The sequence below is a fragment of the Halosimplex aquaticum genome, from assembly GCF_028747785.1.
Lineage (GTDB): Archaea > Halobacteriota > Halobacteria > Halobacteriales > Haloarculaceae > Halosimplex > Halosimplex aquaticum.
In genome coordinates this window covers 3,022,173-3,037,397 of sequence record NZ_CP118158.1, presented here as the reverse complement: position 1 = coordinate 3,037,397, position 15,225 = coordinate 3,022,173, and the positions used below count along the sequence as shown (strand labels likewise).

Genomic DNA, 15,225 nt, shown 5'->3' with positions numbered 1-15,225 from the left:
ACTCACTCCGAGAAGACGACGGCGCGGTCCTCGCCGGTCACCTCTGCGCCGTCCTGTTCGGCGAAGGCCTCGCGCAGGCGGTCGTAGGAGTCGTCGACCGCCTCGACGATGACCTGCGTGTCCGAGATGACGGGCATGAAGTTGGTGTCGCCCTCCCAGCGCGGGACGACGTGGGTGTGGAGGTGGTCGTCGATGGAACCGCCGGCGGCGCCCCCGCCGAGGTTGAGGCCGGCGTTGTAGGCGTCGGGGCCGAGGCCGTCGTCGAGCGCGTCGAAGGTGCGCTGTTTCAGGCGGGCGTGGTCGAGCAGGGCCTCGTCGTCGAGATCGCGGTAGTCGCCGGTGTGAGCGTGCGGGATGACCATGACGTGGCCGGGACTGTAGGGATAGTTGTTCATGAGGACGAACGAGCGCTCCGAGCGGGCGACGACCCACCGGTCGCGGTCGCGATCACGGTCGCCCTCGGCGAAGGCGCAGAAGACGCAGCCGTCGACGTCGTCGTTGCCGCCCTCGCGCTCGACCCACTCGATGCGCCACGGGGCGAAGACCTGGTCCATGCCCCCTCTGTGGCGCGGACGCACTAAATCCCGGCGGGCGCCAGGTGGCGACAGGCCGGTCGGCGCCCGCCGGCGGCCGGCCGCTAGACGAGAGAGAAAAAGGTTTCCACCCGGGCGAGAGATGCCGAAGGTATGGCACCCGCCCTCCACGCGACCCCCCTCCGCGCGGCCGCGATGGCGTTCGTCGCCGGCGTGCTCGCCGTGACGGCGTTCGGCATCGTCGTCGCCGGCGACTCCCCCGAGCGAGCGGCGCTTGGCAGCCTCGGCTACGCCGTCGGCGGCGCCATCGGCGTCTACATCGCCTACGCAGCCCCCGGCGTCGACCTATAGCCCGCGCTCCATCACCTGTCCCCACGCCTCCAGCCCCTCCGCCTCGTAGAACGCCCGTCCGGCGTCGTTGCCGTCGCGACACGCCAGCGCCAGGTTCTCGCAGTCGCGGTCCCGGGCCCACTCGCCGAGCCACTCCAGCAACTCGCGGCCGAAGCCCTCGCCGCGGCGAGGGTCGTCGACGACGAAGTCGTGGACCCAGAGGTGGCGCTCGTGGTGGAGCACCCGCTGGATCGAGACGCCCGCCACCGCGACGAGCGTTCCCGGTTCCGGGGCGTCAGTCGCATCGCCGTCGCGTTCGTACAGCCCGAACAGCCGGTAATCCTCCTCGTCACGCCACCCGCGGACGAACTCCTCGTCGGCGTCGCTCCACAACTGGCGGATGATCGGGACGGCCTCGTCCCACCCCTCGTCGGTCGTCACCTCGCGGACGCGCGTCGGCATGTGCGCCCGCTCGGGGCGTCGCCGGAAAACGGTTTCCGCGGCGTGAGAGCGCCTCGCAGGCCCGCCGCCGTCGGCGGAACGGCTTTGGCCGCCGCGCGCGTCCGAACGGGACATGGGGCTACTCGAAGCCGTCCTGGTGTTCGTCGTCGGCTACGTCTGCGGTGCGGTCACGCGCGTCTTCGCGGGGATCGCCGCCGTGGGCGCGCTGGTCCTCGCGGTCCTCGGCGTCGCGCTCCCCGAGTCCGTCGTCGGCATCGTCGACCCGGTCCTCGGGGTGTACCTCGGCAACGAACTGCTGTTCCTCTCGGGCTTCCTGTTCGCCATCGCGCACGACCCTGCCGGGGAGAGCGACGAGGACTGAAAGCGGAGCCGGGACCCCTCGACCGTCGGTGCTTACCGGTCGCCGCGCTCCGCGCCGAACCGCAGCAGGCCGGGGTAGTCGGCGATCAGGCCGTCGACGCCGGCGGCCGACAGCCGCTCGGCCTGGTACCAGGTGCCGACGGTGTAGACGTTCACGTCGCGGCCGGCGTCGTGCGCTTCGGCGAGCAGGTCGGTGTCGGCCCACTCCGAGCCCTCCGTGTAGTACTCGTCGGCGTAGAAGGGCGTCCCCTGGACCATGTTGTACGGCGGGTGGATCGCCTCGGCGTCGTACTCCTCGGCGATGGCCAGTCCGTCCTCGACGGAGTCCCACAGCAGCGGCGCCACGGGGTACTCGGATGCCTCGCGCGTCGTCGCCAGCGCGGCCTCGTAGAACGACGAGAACAGGAAGTCGTTGTGGTAGTCGTCGACGACGTCGAGGACGTCGTTCACGAACGGCCGCCAGATCTCGGACTGGGTCTCCAGGTCCGACCCCGAGAGGTTCGCGGCGAACCGGAGGTCGGACGAGCCGGGGTTCTTGAGTTCGACGTTCACGCCGACGTGGCGCGGGATCGCGTCGAGCACGGCCGACAGCAGCGGGACGGTCTCGCCGCTCTGTAGCACCTCCGCATCGGTGACGGTCTCGGTGTCGGTCTCCCAGACCAGGCCCTCCGCGTCGGTGAGCCCCCGTTCGCCCCCGTCGCGGCCGGCGAGGCGGTCGTCGTGGAACACGACGACGTCGCCGTCCCCGGTCGGCATGACGTCGATCTCGACGCTGTCGGCCGCCCGGGACCGAGAGCGCGGCGACTTCCCCCCGCGGGCCGCCCGTTCCACCGCACCGACGGTGTTCTCGGGGTACATCCCCGCGAACCCGCGGTGGGCGATGAGATCCGGGAACTCCCCCTTCTGCTTCCGGCCGCGACCGCCGTCGCTGTCGTCCCCCTCGTCGTCTCCCCGTTCGTCGTCCTCCTGTTCGTCCCCCTCGTCGGTGCCGGGCGCGCCGCGGCCCGAGACCACGCCGGCCAGCCCCGCGGCCGAGGCGCCCACGCCGCTCACGAACGTTCGCCGCCGAAGACCCGCCGCTGTCGTGTCCGGATGATCTGTACTCCCGTCGTTCCCCTCGGTATCGGACATCGCAGGTGAACGGTCCGACGGAGGTCTCAAGACAGTGTATAATTGGTATCAATACGGCTACAGGCTGGTAGGTAAACGACGTAGTCGTACGGAACCAGGGGCCGAACGGTCGGTCAGATCACGGGTTCGTCCACGTCCTCGTCGGCGGCCTCGCGCCACGAGTGAACGGGTTCCCAGTCAAGCAGATCCGCGGCCTTCGCGTTCGAGATGGCCGCGTCGTCGCCCGAGAGGTCGCAGGGTTCGGGGACCTCGCCGAATCGCTCCTCGAACAGCTCCGCGGTCGGGCGGTCAGCGTAGTTCTCGTCGGCGACGGCGAAGACGGCCTCGTGGCCGTCCACGTCGGCCGAAAGCGCGGCCGCAGCGATGGACGCGATGTCCCGCACGTCGACGTAGCTCCAGAAGTTCCCGACGCCCTCTGCCGGCGGGTCGTTGTCGAGACAGACGTATTCGCCGGGGTACTGGATCCACGACGGCCGGATCGAGACGACGGGGACGCCGTGGCGGCGAGCGGTCGTCCGCGCGAGCGCCTCGCCGGCCTCCTTCGAGACGCCGTAGGGGTCCTCCGGGCGGAGCGGGTGGTCCTCGTCGACGGGGAGGTAGTCGGGCGCGGCCGCCTCCGCGGCGAAGGGGAACCCGAGCGCGCTCTCGGAGGAGGCCCAGACGACGCGGGCGTCGGCGCGGCCCGCCGCTTCGAGGACGTTGTACGTCGAGACGACGTTGTTCTCGAAGACCTCGCCGCCGGGGTGGTCGAGCGGGTCGGGGATGGCGCCCCAGTGGACGACCGCGTCGGGGTCGAACTCGCCGACCAGATCGAACACGTCGCCGCGGTCGGTGAGGTCGGCGACGCGGACGTCGACGGTTCCGCGCTCGCTCTCGGCGAAGCGCTGGTCGACGCACGTGACGGCGTGGCCGTCGCTCGCGAGCCGGTCGACGATCCAGCGGCCCGAGGCTCCGAGTCCGCCGGTGACGAGTACGCGTGACATACCCCGACGTGGGGTTCAGTGGGCATAAAGCCGGAGAAAGCGGATCAGACGGGGACGAGCAGGACGGGGACTTCCCGCGTCTCCAAGACGGCCTCGGTCATGCTCGGCAGGACGAAGCTCTCGACGGCGGAGTGTTCCACGTCCCCCATGACGACGTAGACGAACTCCCGGTCGGCGTCGACGATCGCGTCGGTCAGTCGCTTCTGCGCCGAGACGTTCGTCTGGTCGGACTCGCCTTTCCCCGTCTCGACGGTGATCTCCACGGGGACCTCGGCGCCTACTCGCTCCAGCACGGACTCGATCTCCGTGCGGACCGCCGCGGCCTCCTCGTCGGCGATGTCCTTCGTGTGGTAGACGTACAACCCGTGGCCGCCGTCGGTGGCGCGTTCGACCGCGAATTCGAGTACCGATTCCCGGCCCTCGGCGCCGTAGGCGACGAAGATCGTTCCCATGGCGACCGGTTGTACCGCGGGTCCCTTCAGTTCACCGACGACCGATCCGGTCGCGCAACCGGGTCCGACGCGGGCGGCCGGTTCCCGCGGCGCGTTGCGACGCGGCGCCTTGACCTGCGCGGGGAAGACCCACGTCCGCAGCGGCCGTACCGACGCACATGTCGGACCGCTCCGATTCGGACGACGGAAACGCCGAGACCGACCTGCTCGCGAAGTTCGAGGAGAGCATGCCGTCGCTGTTGGGCCACTTCTACCGGGCCGAGATGGACCGGTCGACCGCGTGGCGCGGCCGCCTCGACAACACGACCAACTGGGCGGTGACGATCATGGCCGCGCTGCTGACGTTCGTCTTCTCCAGCAGCGACAACCCCCACTACCTGCTGCTGATCGGGATGGTGACGGTGGCGGTCTTCCACGTCATCGAGACGCGCCGGTACCGCGCCTACGACGTGTGGCGGTCGCGCGTCCGGCTGCTCGAAGAAGACGTGTTCGCGCCCACCGTCGACCCCGACGGCGGGTTCGAACACGGCGACTGGCGCCGCGCTCTCGGGGAAGACCTCCGCCGTCCGGCGCTCAAGACCTCGTTCTTCGAGGCCTATCGGCGACGACTCCGGCGGATGTATCTACCGCTGCTCCTGGTGTTGCTCGCCTCGTGGGTCGCGCGCGTCACCGTGTTCGCGCCCAAGGGCAGCGTCTTCGAGAACGCGTCTATCGTCAACGTCCCCGGGACGGTCGTCGTCGGCGCCGTCGCGCTCTTCTACGCGGCCGCCGTCGTCGTCGCCCTCTGGCCGCAGGACCGCGAGTCGAAAGGCGAGTTCTACGAGCGCAACCAGGAAGGGGAGTGGAAAGACGACTGAGAGCGAACCGCTCGCTTCGGTCGACCTCGCTACTCGCGGGTCACTGCGTTCCCCGCTCGCAATAACGTGGTTCTCGCTATGCTCGAACCACGCTATCGGCTCCGCGTCGTCACTTCCGCGCCGTCGCTCCCACCTTTTTCCCGGTGGGATTCCTCGCTCACTCCGTTCGCTTCGGAACCCACCCGGCAAAAATCTGGACCAAAAAGCGGCGTCCTCGCTCCGCTCGGACGCCGTCGGTGGCTTAGCGGCTCCGCGTCGTCACTTCCGCGCCGTCCTCGGTCACGATGACCGTGTGCTCCTTCTGGCTGACCAGGAAGCCGTCCTCCTCCTTGAGGACGGGGTAGCCGTGGACGATGTCCTGGCGTTCGAGACGGCGCAGGGCCATCGAGGCGCGCGAGTTGTCGAGCCAGCGGGTCGCGAAGGGGAGCGTCTTGAACTCCTCGGTGACCTGTTCGAGCACCTGGCGAGCGTTGCGGTCGCGCACCGACCCCTCCCGTTCGAGTCCCCATATCTCCTCGTCGCTGCCTTCCTGGACCTTGCCGCCGCCGTCGGTGGCGAACGGTTCGATGGCGACGACGTCGCCGGCTTCGAGTTCGACGCTCTGGGCGACCTCGCGGTTGGGGATGTTCGGCGTCGTGTGCTGCTCCCAGTGGCCCAGGCCGTGGCCGGTGAGGTTGACGACCGGGTTGTAACCGTAGCCGTCGATGACCTCCTCGATGGCGGCGCCGATCTCGCCGGTCTCGACGCCCGGTTCTATCAGGTCGATGGCGGCGTCGAGGGCCTCCGCGGGCGCCTCGGCGAGTTCCGGGTTCCCGGAGAGGTCGACGGTGACGGCGGTGTCGGCGAGCCAGCCGTCGACGTGGACCCCGATGTCCAGGTTGATCATCTCCTCGCCGAAGGTCTCCTCGTCGTCGACGCTGGGAGTCGCGTGCGCGGCCTCCTCGTCGATGCTGATGTTGACGGGGAAGGCGGGCTTGCCGCCGAGTTCGCGGATACGGTCTTCCGTCCACTCGGCGAGTTCGAGGTGGCTCCCGCCGACCTCGACGCGCTCGGCGGCCTCGTCGCGCACCTGCGCGAGGATCTCGCCGGCCTCCCGACACTTCTCGTACTGCTCGGACTCGAAGTCCACGTCGCTCATGGCAGGCGGTTTGCGCCCTGCGGTCAAAGGGTTTCTGTGTCGCGGAGGACGGCGCCGCAGATCGGAGGCGGGTTGGTCAGGGAACGCTCGGAGCGCAGGCGGGTTGGTCCGGGAACCGATCGGAGCGCAGGCGGGAGACGACCGGACCGGCCCGAACTGATTGAAATAATTTTCGGCCAGCCGCACGGCCTGCGGTCGAACTCGCCGGCTTTTGCCCGATCGGTGCGTACCGCCGCACATGACGCCCGCACTCTCGAACGGCGCGGTATCGATCGCGACCGGCGTCGCGCTCGTCGTCGTCGGATACCTCGTGCGGTTCCACGGCTGGACGTTCCTGATCGCCGGGTTCGACCGCACGTCGGCGGCCGACCCCGACGCCGTCGGCGACGTGGTCGGGAGCGCGGTCATCCGAGTCGGCGTCGCCGTCGGCGTCGTCGGCGGGCTGACGGTCGCCGGTCACGGGTCTGACGTCCTCGACCTGGCGCTGACCGCCGCCGTCGTGCTCGTGGTCGCGCGGACGCTCTACCGCGTGAACGTCGTGTTACCGCGGCAGTCGACGGAGGCGAACGGCGCGTGAGCGGCGGCGACCCGACGGACCATCGCCGAGCGGGACCGGAGGCGCCGCAGCGGCCCACACGGGCGGGCCGAGTAGCCCGCGGCACCGATCAGATTTAAGCGATCACACACGCACGCACCGACAGTGAATGCGGAGGACGACGTCGAATCGGTCGCCGAACTCCTCGCGGACGACACCGTCCGGTGCATCCTGCTCGCGACCAGGGAGGGGCCGATGTCCGTCGCCGAACTGAGCGAGCGCTGCGGCGTCTCCGAGACGACCGTCTACCGCCGGATCGAGGACCTCCAGACCCACGACCTCGTCGCCGAGCGGACCGAAATCGACGAGGGCGGGCACCACGGCACCTACGAGGCGACGCTCGACCGGGTGACGGTCGACGTCACCGACGACGGCTTCGACCTCACCGTCGACCGCCGCGACACCATGGCCGACGCGTTCACCAGACTCATCGACGAGCTATGACTCCGATCCCCCCTCTCCCGACGGCACTCGCCCCGCTCCAGAGCGACCTGTTCGGCCCCGCTGAACTCGCGCTCGTCGGCGTCGACCTCCTCTCGGCGCTCGTCGGCGTCGTCATCAGCTACATCGCTTACCGCGGGTACCGCCGCAGCGGCAACCGGGCGATGCTGTTCGTCGCCGCGGGGTTCGTTCTGATCATGGTCGTCCCCTGGCTATCGTTTCTGGTCGGCCTGGTCGCGGGATCGGAGGGGGCGGTCGGCCTCGCCCTCGGCGCTGTCTCCGAGGTGAGCCAGCTGCTCGGGACGCTCGCTATCCTGTACGCGATCCGGCTGGAGACCGAGGCCGGTGGCTGAGACGACGGCGGAACAACACTTTTCCGCATCTGTAAACGACGTATACACATGGGAACGAAGACGGTCCGCCTCGACGACGACGTCTACGAGCGCATCAAGAGCCGCAAGCGGGCGGACGAGACGTTTTCCGAGGCCATCGATCGGCTCACGAGCGAGTGGACGCTCCTCGACTTCGCCGACGGAGACTCGCCGACCGACCCCGACCGCCACAGAGAGCTTGTCGAACGGTCGGAACGAGCCGGCACCGAAGAAAGCGAAGACCGTCTAGACCGACTCGGTATCGATACCGACGGCGACGGATGATTCTCGACACGGACTTTCTCGTCGCGCTTGACGAAGGCGACGGCGCCAGAGAGAAAGCGCTCGAACTCGAAACTGCGGACGTTCCGCTACGAGTCCCGACCGTCGTCTTGCAAGAACTCTACGTCGCCGTCGGCGCCGGTGAAAACGCGAATAGCAACGCACGGAAGTTCGAGGCGCTGGTCGCGAACAAACCGATCGTGGAAATCGACCAAAACATCGCTCGCCGCGCCGGTGTGGTAGAAGGCCAGCATCTCGCTAGTGACCGGAAACCGACGCTCGGACCGGGCGACGCGCTCGTCGCCGCGACAGGGCTGCAGTTCAACGAACCCGTCGTCACGTCCGACGGAGACTTCGAGGCCGTCGACGGACTCGCCGTCGAATCGTTCTAACAGGACGGCCGCCCACGGTCGCGTCTACTCGGTCCTCGCCCACGCCGTCTGCATCGCCGGGCTGTTGAACGCTTCGCCGACGGTCCCGTCGGCACCGACGACGATGATCCCCGCGTCCCCGTCGGCCGCGTCGTCGAACTCCTCGATCGCGATGCACGCCGCCGTCTCGGCGTCGGCCCCCCGTTCGAGCAGTGCGACGGCCCGCCGGGCCAGTCCCTCCCGGGCGATGTCCTCGCCGGCGCCCGTCGCACTCGCGCCGCCGGCCTCGGAGGCGTAGAAGCCGGCACCGACCTGCGGTACGTCGCCGACGCGGCCCGACAGGGCGTACCAGCGGCCGCCCGTGGACGTGGCGGCCGCGATCTCGTCGCCGTCTCGCGCGACCGCGCCGACGGTGTCGTGGTCGCGCGCGTCGGTCACCGCCCGGTCGGCTGCCGTCGCTCGCTCCGGGTCCTCCTCGTCGCTGGCGAAGCGCTCGCGGACCCACCGGAGGTGCGCCGCGGGGTCGTCGACGGGCGGGTCGGCGTCGGTCCACTGCTCGCGCGTGCGGTCGGCCCAGAGGTCGATCCCCGTCTCGACGCCGACCGCGTCGGCGAAGGAGACGGCGCGCTCGCCGGCGAGCATGACGTGCGGGGTCTCCTCCATGACGGCGCGGGCGACCTCGACGGCGTGGCAGACGCCTGGCATCGCGCCCGCGGCGCCGACCGCGCCGTCGGCGGTCATCAGCCCCGCGTCGGTGCGGACGACGCCGTCGCTCTGGACGGCGCCGCCGACGCCCGCGTTGAACGCCGGGTCGACTTCGAGGACGCGGATCGCCGCGCAGACGGCCGCAATCGGGTCCTCGGTCTCGGCGCCGCAGGCGAGGGCCTCCTCGAGCACTGCCTGGCGGTCGGCGGGCTCGTCGGGGGGCGATCCCGCGCCGCCGTGGGCGATGATCTGCATACCTCTCCGTGCCCCCGCCGACGGCATAAGTTCGGTGTCACGGCGACGACGGACCGCGGCCCCGTCGGTCACTCGCCGGGGAGTTCGGCGGCGGTCACGTCCTCGAACGCGGCCTCGCAGTAGGCGCCGATCATGGTGCTACAGGCGGCGAGGCCGACGCAGACGGATTCGCCGAGCGCGACCGGGCGCTGGTCGACGGCGTGCCACTCCTCGCCGTCGGCCGAGAGGAAGGCGGTCACGCGGTCGCCGGTCCGCTCCAGCGCGAACCACTCGAAGCTGCGGTCGCCGCTCTCCAGCAGTTGCCGGCGCGTCGGCCTGCCGCCCTCGGCGCGCCAGAGCACTTCCGTGCGGCCGTTGCCGGTGACGCCGACGTAGCCGAACGGCGCGCGCTCGGTCGCGGTGTCGCGGATCATGACGCCGGCCTTGCTCCAGTCGGCCGGCGGGTCGAACTCGGCCAGGCGCGCCTCGACGCGACAGGGGCCGCGGATCGCCGCCCAGCGGAAGTGGAACTCGTCCGTCTGCCCGATCAGGTTGTCGCCCGCTGCGCTGAGCGTCCAGCGACCGGTCGCCGCGTCGTGGGAGGACTCGCCCGTGTTGAGGGCGTCACCGACGTCGGTGCCGGTCGTGAGCGGGCGGGACGGACCGATCTCCCCGGCCGGTTCCGGGTCGGCGACCAGCAGCACGTTTCCGAACTCGAAGCGAACGCCCGGGGACGCGGAGTCGCCGATCGCCGCCGCGTCGCCCCCGTCTGCGGTCCCCTCGTCTCCGCCTGTGGACCCCTCGTCCGGAACGCCCCCGTCGGCGGCCCCGCCGTCCCCAGGCTCGCGGATGCGGAAGTCCCAGCCGTGCGTGTCCGCGATCTCGGAGACGATCGCCAGCCCCGTTCCGGCGCCGGTCGGCGTGGACGTGAAGCCGTCTTCGAGCACCGCCTCGCGCTCCTCCTCCGGGATCCCGGGGCCGTCGTCCTCGACGAAGAAGCCGTCGCCGGTGAGCCCGACGCGGACGGTCACGTCCGGGCCGGCGTGTTCGACCGAGTTCTCGAAGAGGCGCTCGAACAGCGGCTTGAGCTGGAGCCGGTTCGTGTACAGCCGCGTCTCCGCCGGCATCTCGATCTCGAGGGTCGCCCGCGCGGTCGCGACCTCGTCCCACGCCACCTGGAGGAAGGTGGGGAACTCGACGCCGCCGACGGGCGCCGGCGCCGTCTCGCCGGAGGTGGCGAGTTCGCTCAGGCTCTCGATCTGCTCCTCCATGCGTTCGAGCGCGTCGGCGACGGTCTCGGCGGCGCCCTCCTCGCCCTCCCGGGCGAACTCGTGGTACGCCATCGCGACGTGCAGCGGGTTGCGCAGGTCCCGGGCGACGAAGGTGGCGAAGTCGTCGAGCCGGCGGTTGCGCGCCCGCAGGTCGCGGATCGTGCGCTTCTCGTCGGAGACGTCCTGGGTGATCCCGACAAGCCCGCGGACCTCGTCGCCGTCGCGCCAGGGGACCTTCGTCGTCTTGAGCCAGCGGGCGGCATCCGGCGGCCCGTGGCGCTCCTCGCGCTCGCGGATCGGCTCGCCCTCGTCGATGACCAGCCGGTCGTCGCCAAGCGCCTCGACCTTCGACTCGTCGTCCCACGAGTACAGCTCCCAGTCCGTCTTCCCGATGGAGTCGACGGGGTCGGGCGCGCCGTGGACGTCGGCCATCTTCAGGTGGCGAGCCTCGTCGTCTTTGACGTACAGCGGGACCCCCAGGTCGTCGAACATCGCGTCGAGCATGTCGCTCTGGACCGCAGCGCGGTAGCGCCGGTCGTGGACTGCCAGCGCCTCGCCGACGGTGTCGAGTAGGTCCCCGTGGTCGGGGACCGCCGCCGCGTCGGCGGGTTGAGGGACGTACGCGAACGCGCCCGCCCGCGTCGTCTCGCTCGCGAGCCCCTCGTCGCCGTCGGCCGCGTAGACGACCACCGGCAGGTCCGGATGCTCGTTCACGATCGACGCGACGCAGTCGGCGACCGACCGGTCCGCGAGCGCGTCGTCGACGACGACGCACCCGACTCCCTCGGTCGATTCGAGTCTCGCCAGCGCCTCGGCGCAGGTCGAACAGGCGACCGAATCGACGGTCTGGTCGTGGTCCGTCGCCTCCGCTGCGCGGACCTCCGCGCTGGTGACCGGCGAAGGGAACGACCGTCGCTCGATCGCGCTCGCGACCGACTCGCCCAGCGCGGGGGCGCCGGCGACGATCAGCACTGCCGATGGCCCCCCGAGGAACTTCCCCATCACGAAACCCTGATCGCCACCGTTGTTCTCCAGTCTCGTTGATAAGTGTTCTCCCGTCTGCGGGGATCGTCGACACACCGCTCGGCCATCGTCGAAATTCGTTCGGTGATTCCGAACAGATTCGGGTCTCAGGGGCGACCGAGCAACGGAAAATCGTTCACGGAAAACGGCAGTCCTTTAGGCCCGAACGCAGAAGGGCGGCGTATGGGATACGAGTACGACAAGGTCGAGGTTCCGTCTGACGGAACGGCGATCGAGGTCATCGACGAGGAGGCCGACGAGCTGGATGTGCCCGAGAATCCGATCGTCCCCATCATCCACGGGGACGGTATCGGGAAGGACGTCGGACCTGCCGCCCAGAAAGTGCTGGAGGCCGCCGCGAACGCCACGGGCCGGGACGTCTCGTGGATGCGCGTCTACGCCGGCGAGTCCGGCCGGGAGAAGTACGACGAGAACCTGCCCGACGACACGGTCAACGCCATCGACGAGCACCGCGTCGCCATCAAGGGCCCGCTGACGACGCCCGTCGGCGCCGGCTTCCGCTCGCTGAACGTCGCCCTGCGCCAGACGCTGGACTTCTACGCGAACGTCCGCCCGACCTACTACCTCGACGGCGTCCCGTCGCCGATGAAGGCGCCCGAGGAGATGGACATGGTCACCTTCCGTGAGAACACGGAAGACGTCTACGCGGGCATCGAGTGGGAAGAGGGTACCGAGGAAGTCGAGCAGGTCCGCGAGTTCATCGAGGAGGACATGGGCTTCGACGAGACGATGCACGACGGACCCATCGGCATCGGCATCAAGCCGATCACCGAGAAGGGCTCCAAGCGCCTCGTCCGCAAGGCCATCGACTACGCCATCGAGCACGACCGCGACAAGGTCACGCTCGTCCACAAGGGGAACATCATGAAGTTCACCGAGGGGCAGTTCTCCGAGTGGGGCATGGAGGTCGCCGACGAGGAGTACCCCGACGACGAGGTCTTCGCCGCCCCCGACTCGCTGTGGGAAGAGCAGGACGAGATCGACGTCCCCGAGGGCGCCGTCATGGTCGAGGAGCGCCTCGCCGACGCGATGCTCCAGTGGATGCAGCTGCGCACCGACGAGTTCTCCGTGCTCGCCATGCCGAACCTCAACGGCGACTACCTCTCCGACGCCGCCGGCGCCCAGATCGGCGGCCTCGGCATCGCGCCCGGCGCCAACTTCGGTGACGCGCGCGTGCTCGCCGAACCCGTCCACGGCTCCGCGCCCAAGCGCGCCGGCCAGAACATGGCCAACCCGACCGCGATGATCCTCTCCGGCCGCCTCATGTTCGACTACATGGGCTGGAAGGACGCCGCCGACCTCGTGCGTGACGCCGTCGAGGAGACCATCTCCTCCGGCACCGTGACCTACGACCTCGCGCGCCAGCGCGAGGACGCCGAGAAGGTCGGCACCGACGAGTACGCCGAGGCCATCGTCGATAATATCGAGCAGCTGTCGTAACCACGTCGCCGACACCGACTCGTTTTTTCGCGCCGTCGCGACGACCGCCGACCGGCTCTCGCCGGGTCACTCCTCACTGGACCACGTGTAGTGGTGCGCCACGTGGAGCGTCGAGTCGGGGACGACCGCGTCGACGCCCGCCGCGTCGGAGACGTCGCCCACCGAGAGCAGGTAGGGGAGCCACAGGTCGCCCGACGCCGCGTCGCCTCCGAACGCCCGCATCGAGTCGACCGGCCGCAGGCCGCCGTCGGCGTCGCCGTCCTCCGCGAAGACGCAGACGGCCCGGGTGACCAGGTCGAGGACGAAGAGGTACCCGTCGTGGGTATCGACGGAGATGGGGAGCAGGAACTCGTGGCCCGAACCGTATCCCGGTGCGCCGACGGCGTGCCACTCGTCGCCGTCGTAGCGCTGGACCCGGTGGTTGTTCTCGTCGGCGACGTAGAGGCCTCGCCGGCCGACCGCCACGTCGGACGGGTTCCAGAATCCGCCCTCGATGTACCCGAAGCAGCCCCGGTCCCCGAGCGGCGTGGCCGCGTCGCTCACCCAGTCGTACTCCCAGACGCCGATCCGGCCGTTGCCCGAGTCCGCCGCGTAGACGCGGGCTCGCTGGCCGCCGACCGGCTCGACGGCCACGCCGCGCGGGAGCTTGACCTCGCCCTCGCCCAGTCCCCACGAGCCGAACGAGTGGACCAGCGAGAGGTCGACCGCGCCGCGCTCGCCGCTGGCGTCCTCGTCGACCGCGTAGACGTGGATCTGCCCGCGGTCGTCCTCGCGGTAGCGCGCGGTGTAGTCGGTCACGAACAGCCGACCGCCGCCTCCCACCGACGGCCAGAACGCGAGCCCGAACGGGAACCGCGTCGCCGGGAGCGCGACCGGGGCGAGCGCGTCCGCGCCGTCGTCAGGAGCGGAGTCGCCGCTCGACACCGTGCCGTCGAGCGGGAACCGCTGGAGGCGGCCGTTGGCGCCGTCTGCGACGAGGCCGCTCCCCGAGAGCGGCCCGCCGTCGGCACCGACGACCGCCGAGCCCGTCGGGACCGAGAACTGGCCGGGGTCGTCGCGCACGCCGCCGACCGTCCCGAAGCGACGGCCGGTCTCTCGGTGGACGTCGACGGCGTACGCGCCGACCCGCTGGGACATCGCCTCCGAGACGAGGAGGGCGAGCGTCGGGTCGTCGGCGTCGCTGTCCGGGGCGGAGACGCCGTCGAACGGGCGGATCCCGACAGGGCCCTCGAAGCGGCGCTGTTCGCCGGGGTCGCCGTCGCCGGGCTCGTCGAGTCTGCCGTCCCGAGGGATCCCGACCCCGTCTTCGAGGCCCGCGTGGGCCCGCAGGTCCTCGTCGCTCTCGGGGACGACGCCGTCGGGGATGCCGACGCTGGTGTAGACGTGGACCCGGCCGGTCCCCGCGTCGGGCACGAATATCTGCGCGTCGCGGCCCGAGCCGACGACGGCCACGTCCCGCGGCATCGGCAGGTCGTCCAGCACCGCGTCGGCGCACCCCTCGAAGGGGGCCGGCTCGCCCCACCGGTCGCAGCGGACGATAGAGGCGAGCTTCGGGGGCCCGGTCGGGCCGTCGTGGAGCACGCCGTAACCCGTGTTGGCGACGTAGAGGCGTCCCGCGTCGTCGACGTCGAGGCCCTGCGGCCAGTACAGCGGGACCGGGTCTTCCGCGCCGATCGAGCGGATCGAGCGCAGTTCGGTCCCGTCCTCGTCGAAGACGACCAGCCGGCCGCGCAGGTCGTCTCCCTCGCGGTAGAACTCGTCGGCCGCGACGACCCGGACGCCGTCCCGGTACTCGTGGGCGACGACCCCGTTCGGATGGAACTCGCCGGTGGCGGCGAACGCGTCGACACCGGAGACCCGCGGCACCTCGCCGTCGTACTCGTAGTCGAGCCGCTGGACGCGCCCGTTCCCCGTGTCGGCGACGTAGACGGCCGCCGCGGTCGGATGATGGGCGAGTCGGAGCGGCAGGTCGAACGATCCCGGTTCGTCGCCGGCCGTGCCGACCTGGCCGAGCAGCCGCTCCAGCGTGTCGTCGACGACGAGCAGTCGGTTGTGGCCGGCGTCGGCGATCCAGACGTTCCCGCGGCGGTCCTGTGCGAGGCCGACCGGCGACGCCAGCTGCAGGTCGCACTCGGTCAGCGGCGTCGGCGGGCGCGGCGAGCAGACTGGCGACCGCGATCCGTACGACCTCCGGAACGTGAACCCACCCATACAGACCAATTGAC

Annotated in this window: 18 protein-coding genes; 9 read left to right on the top strand and 9 right to left on the bottom strand. The window is 70.5% G+C overall.

Translation table 11 applies throughout. The features are described from left to right. Window positions 1-2: 2 nt before the first annotated feature. The gene (locus PSC72_RS15240; RefSeq protein ID WP_274322275.1) at window positions 3-554 is read right to left on the bottom strand and encodes an HIT family protein; all 552 of its coding nucleotides are present in this window, start codon (window positions 552-554) and stop codon (window positions 3-5) included. 132 nt (window positions 555-686) lie between these two features. Between PSC72_RS15240 and PSC72_RS15235 the strand changes: the two genes are divergently transcribed. Then, window positions 687-884: a hypothetical protein gene (locus PSC72_RS15235; protein WP_274322274.1), complete on the top strand. Its 198-nt coding sequence runs from the start codon at window positions 687-689 to the stop codon at window positions 882-884. On the opposite strand, the gene PSC72_RS15230 is transcribed toward PSC72_RS15235, so the two are convergent. Then, window positions 879-1,325: a GNAT family N-acetyltransferase gene (locus PSC72_RS15230; protein WP_274322273.1), complete on the bottom strand. Its 447-nt coding sequence runs from the start codon at window positions 1,323-1,325 to the stop codon at window positions 879-881. The two genes, PSC72_RS15235 and PSC72_RS15230, sit on opposite strands and share 6 nt — an antisense overlap. Window positions 1,326-1,437: 112 nt before the next feature. Here PSC72_RS15230 and PSC72_RS15225 point away from each other — a divergent pair, with 112 nt between their 5' ends. Further along, window positions 1,438-1,686: a hypothetical protein gene (locus PSC72_RS15225; protein ID WP_274322272.1), complete on the top strand. Its 249-nt coding sequence runs from the start codon at window positions 1,438-1,440 to the stop codon at window positions 1,684-1,686. Between the two features lie 32 nt (window positions 1,687-1,718). Here PSC72_RS15225 and PSC72_RS15220 read toward each other — a convergent pair whose 3' ends face one another. The 3 genes from PSC72_RS15220 to PSC72_RS15210 form a co-directional block, all read right to left on the bottom strand. Beyond that, the gene (locus PSC72_RS15220; protein ID WP_274322271.1) at window positions 1,719-2,816 is read right to left on the bottom strand and encodes a glycerophosphodiester phosphodiesterase; all 1,098 of its coding nucleotides are present in this window, start codon (window positions 2,814-2,816) and stop codon (window positions 1,719-1,721) included. Window positions 2,817-2,929: 113 nt separating this feature from the next. Continuing rightward, entirely contained in the window at window positions 2,930-3,799 is an 870-nt protein-coding gene (locus PSC72_RS15215; RefSeq protein WP_274322270.1) for an NAD-dependent epimerase/dehydratase family protein, read from the bottom strand. 44 nt (window positions 3,800-3,843) lie between these two features. Next, the gene (locus tag PSC72_RS15210) at window positions 3,844-4,251 is read right to left on the bottom strand and encodes a universal stress protein (RefSeq protein WP_274322269.1); all 408 of its coding nucleotides are present in this window, start codon (window positions 4,249-4,251) and stop codon (window positions 3,844-3,846) included. A gap of 158 nt (window positions 4,252-4,409) precedes the next feature. Between PSC72_RS15210 and PSC72_RS15205 the strand changes: the two genes are divergently transcribed. Next, window positions 4,410-5,108 carry a DUF2270 domain-containing protein gene (locus PSC72_RS15205; protein WP_274322268.1) on the top strand — a complete coding sequence of 233 codons (699 nt, stop codon included), beginning with the start codon at window positions 4,410-4,412 and terminating at the stop codon, window positions 5,106-5,108. Window positions 5,109-5,349: 241 nt separating this feature from the next. Here PSC72_RS15205 and map read toward each other — a convergent pair whose 3' ends face one another. Further along, the gene (gene map, locus PSC72_RS15200) at window positions 5,350-6,246 is read right to left on the bottom strand and encodes a type II methionyl aminopeptidase (protein ID WP_274322267.1); all 897 of its coding nucleotides are present in this window, start codon (window positions 6,244-6,246) and stop codon (window positions 5,350-5,352) included. A 238-nt stretch (window positions 6,247-6,484) separates the two neighbouring features. Between map and PSC72_RS15195 the strand changes: the two genes are divergently transcribed. From PSC72_RS15195 to PSC72_RS15175, 5 genes are all read left to right on the top strand, one after another. Beyond that, complete coding sequence (locus PSC72_RS15195; protein ID WP_274322266.1) at window positions 6,485-6,823, top strand: hypothetical protein; 339 nt, start codon at window positions 6,485-6,487, stop codon at window positions 6,821-6,823. 123 nt (window positions 6,824-6,946) lie between these two features. Further along, window positions 6,947-7,285 (top strand): ArsR/SmtB family transcription factor, encoded by a 339-nt coding sequence (locus tag PSC72_RS15190; protein WP_274322265.1) that lies wholly within the window; start codon window positions 6,947-6,949, stop codon window positions 7,283-7,285. Next, on the top strand, window positions 7,282-7,635 hold the full coding sequence (locus PSC72_RS15185; protein ID WP_274322264.1) for a DUF7521 family protein: 354 nt from the start codon (window positions 7,282-7,284) through the stop codon (window positions 7,633-7,635). Before PSC72_RS15190 ends, PSC72_RS15185 begins: the two co-directional genes overlap by 4 nt. Window positions 7,636-7,683: 48 nt before the next feature. Continuing rightward, on the top strand, window positions 7,684-7,938 hold the full coding sequence (locus tag PSC72_RS15180; RefSeq protein WP_274322263.1) for an antitoxin VapB family protein: 255 nt from the start codon (window positions 7,684-7,686) through the stop codon (window positions 7,936-7,938). After that, window positions 7,935-8,327: a PIN domain-containing protein gene (locus PSC72_RS15175; RefSeq protein ID WP_274322262.1), complete on the top strand. Its 393-nt coding sequence runs from the start codon at window positions 7,935-7,937 to the stop codon at window positions 8,325-8,327. Before PSC72_RS15180 ends, PSC72_RS15175 begins: the two co-directional genes overlap by 4 nt. Before the next feature lie 24 nt (window positions 8,328-8,351). Here PSC72_RS15175 and PSC72_RS15170 read toward each other — a convergent pair whose 3' ends face one another. Continuing rightward, a complete protein-coding gene (locus PSC72_RS15170) occupies window positions 8,352-9,266 on the bottom strand; it encodes an isoaspartyl peptidase/L-asparaginase (RefSeq protein ID WP_274322261.1) in 915 nt (304 codons plus the stop codon). Window positions 9,267-9,334: 68 nt separating this feature from the next. Continuing rightward, entirely contained in the window at window positions 9,335-11,518 is a 2,184-nt protein-coding gene (locus PSC72_RS15165; protein ID WP_274322260.1) for an ATP-binding protein, read from the bottom strand. Window positions 11,519-11,722: 204 nt separating this feature from the next. On the opposite strand from PSC72_RS15165, the gene icd reads away from it, so the two are divergent. Next, window positions 11,723-13,000 (top strand): NADP-dependent isocitrate dehydrogenase, encoded by a 1,278-nt coding sequence (gene icd / locus PSC72_RS15160; RefSeq protein ID WP_274322259.1) that lies wholly within the window; start codon window positions 11,723-11,725, stop codon window positions 12,998-13,000. Between the two features lie 66 nt (window positions 13,001-13,066). Here icd and PSC72_RS15155 read toward each other — a convergent pair whose 3' ends face one another. Beyond that, window positions 13,067-15,211, bottom strand: a complete 2,145-nt coding sequence (locus PSC72_RS15155) for an NHL repeat-containing protein (protein WP_274322258.1) — start codon at window positions 15,209-15,211, stop codon at window positions 13,067-13,069. Window positions 15,212-15,225: the final 14 nt, after the last annotated feature.

Excerpts from the sequence above, each read along its gene's own strand:
- PSC72_RS15175 (WP_274322262.1), top strand. The coding sequence starts at position 7,935 with ATGATTCTCGACACGGACTTTCTCGTCGCGCTTGACGAAGGCGACGGC.
- map (WP_274322267.1), bottom strand. The coding sequence starts at position 6,246 with ATGAGCGACGTGGACTTCGAGTCCGAGCAGTACGAGAAGTGTCGGGAG.
- PSC72_RS15215 (WP_274322270.1), bottom strand. The coding sequence starts at position 3,799 with ATGTCACGCGTACTCGTCACCGGCGGACTCGGAGCCTCGGGCCGCTGG.
- PSC72_RS15220 (WP_274322271.1), bottom strand. The coding sequence starts at position 2,816 with ATGTCCGATACCGAGGGGAACGACGGGAGTACAGATCATCCGGACACG.
- PSC72_RS15195 (WP_274322266.1), top strand. The coding sequence starts at position 6,485 with ATGACGCCCGCACTCTCGAACGGCGCGGTATCGATCGCGACCGGCGTC.
- PSC72_RS15180 (WP_274322263.1), top strand. The coding sequence starts at position 7,684 with ATGGGAACGAAGACGGTCCGCCTCGACGACGACGTCTACGAGCGCATC.
- PSC72_RS15235 (WP_274322274.1), top strand. The coding sequence starts at position 687 with ATGGCACCCGCCCTCCACGCGACCCCCCTCCGCGCGGCCGCGATGGCG.
- PSC72_RS15225 (WP_274322272.1), top strand. The coding sequence starts at position 1,438 with ATGGGGCTACTCGAAGCCGTCCTGGTGTTCGTCGTCGGCTACGTCTGC.
- PSC72_RS15240 (WP_274322275.1), bottom strand. The coding sequence starts at position 554 with ATGGACCAGGTCTTCGCCCCGTGGCGCATCGAGTGGGTCGAGCGCGAG.
- PSC72_RS15230 (WP_274322273.1), bottom strand. The coding sequence starts at position 1,325 with ATGCCGACGCGCGTCCGCGAGGTGACGACCGACGAGGGGTGGGACGAG.
- PSC72_RS15185 (WP_274322264.1), top strand. The coding sequence starts at position 7,282 with ATGACTCCGATCCCCCCTCTCCCGACGGCACTCGCCCCGCTCCAGAGC.
- PSC72_RS15205 (WP_274322268.1), top strand. The coding sequence starts at position 4,410 with ATGTCGGACCGCTCCGATTCGGACGACGGAAACGCCGAGACCGACCTG.
- icd (WP_274322259.1), top strand. The coding sequence starts at position 11,723 with ATGGGATACGAGTACGACAAGGTCGAGGTTCCGTCTGACGGAACGGCG.
- PSC72_RS15165 (WP_274322260.1), bottom strand. The coding sequence starts at position 11,518 with ATGGGGAAGTTCCTCGGGGGGCCATCGGCAGTGCTGATCGTCGCCGGC.
- PSC72_RS15170 (WP_274322261.1), bottom strand. The coding sequence starts at position 9,266 with ATGCAGATCATCGCCCACGGCGGCGCGGGATCGCCCCCCGACGAGCCC.
- PSC72_RS15155 (WP_274322258.1), bottom strand. The coding sequence starts at position 15,211 with ATGGGTGGGTTCACGTTCCGGAGGTCGTACGGATCGCGGTCGCCAGTC.
- PSC72_RS15210 (WP_274322269.1), bottom strand. The coding sequence starts at position 4,251 with ATGGGAACGATCTTCGTCGCCTACGGCGCCGAGGGCCGGGAATCGGTA.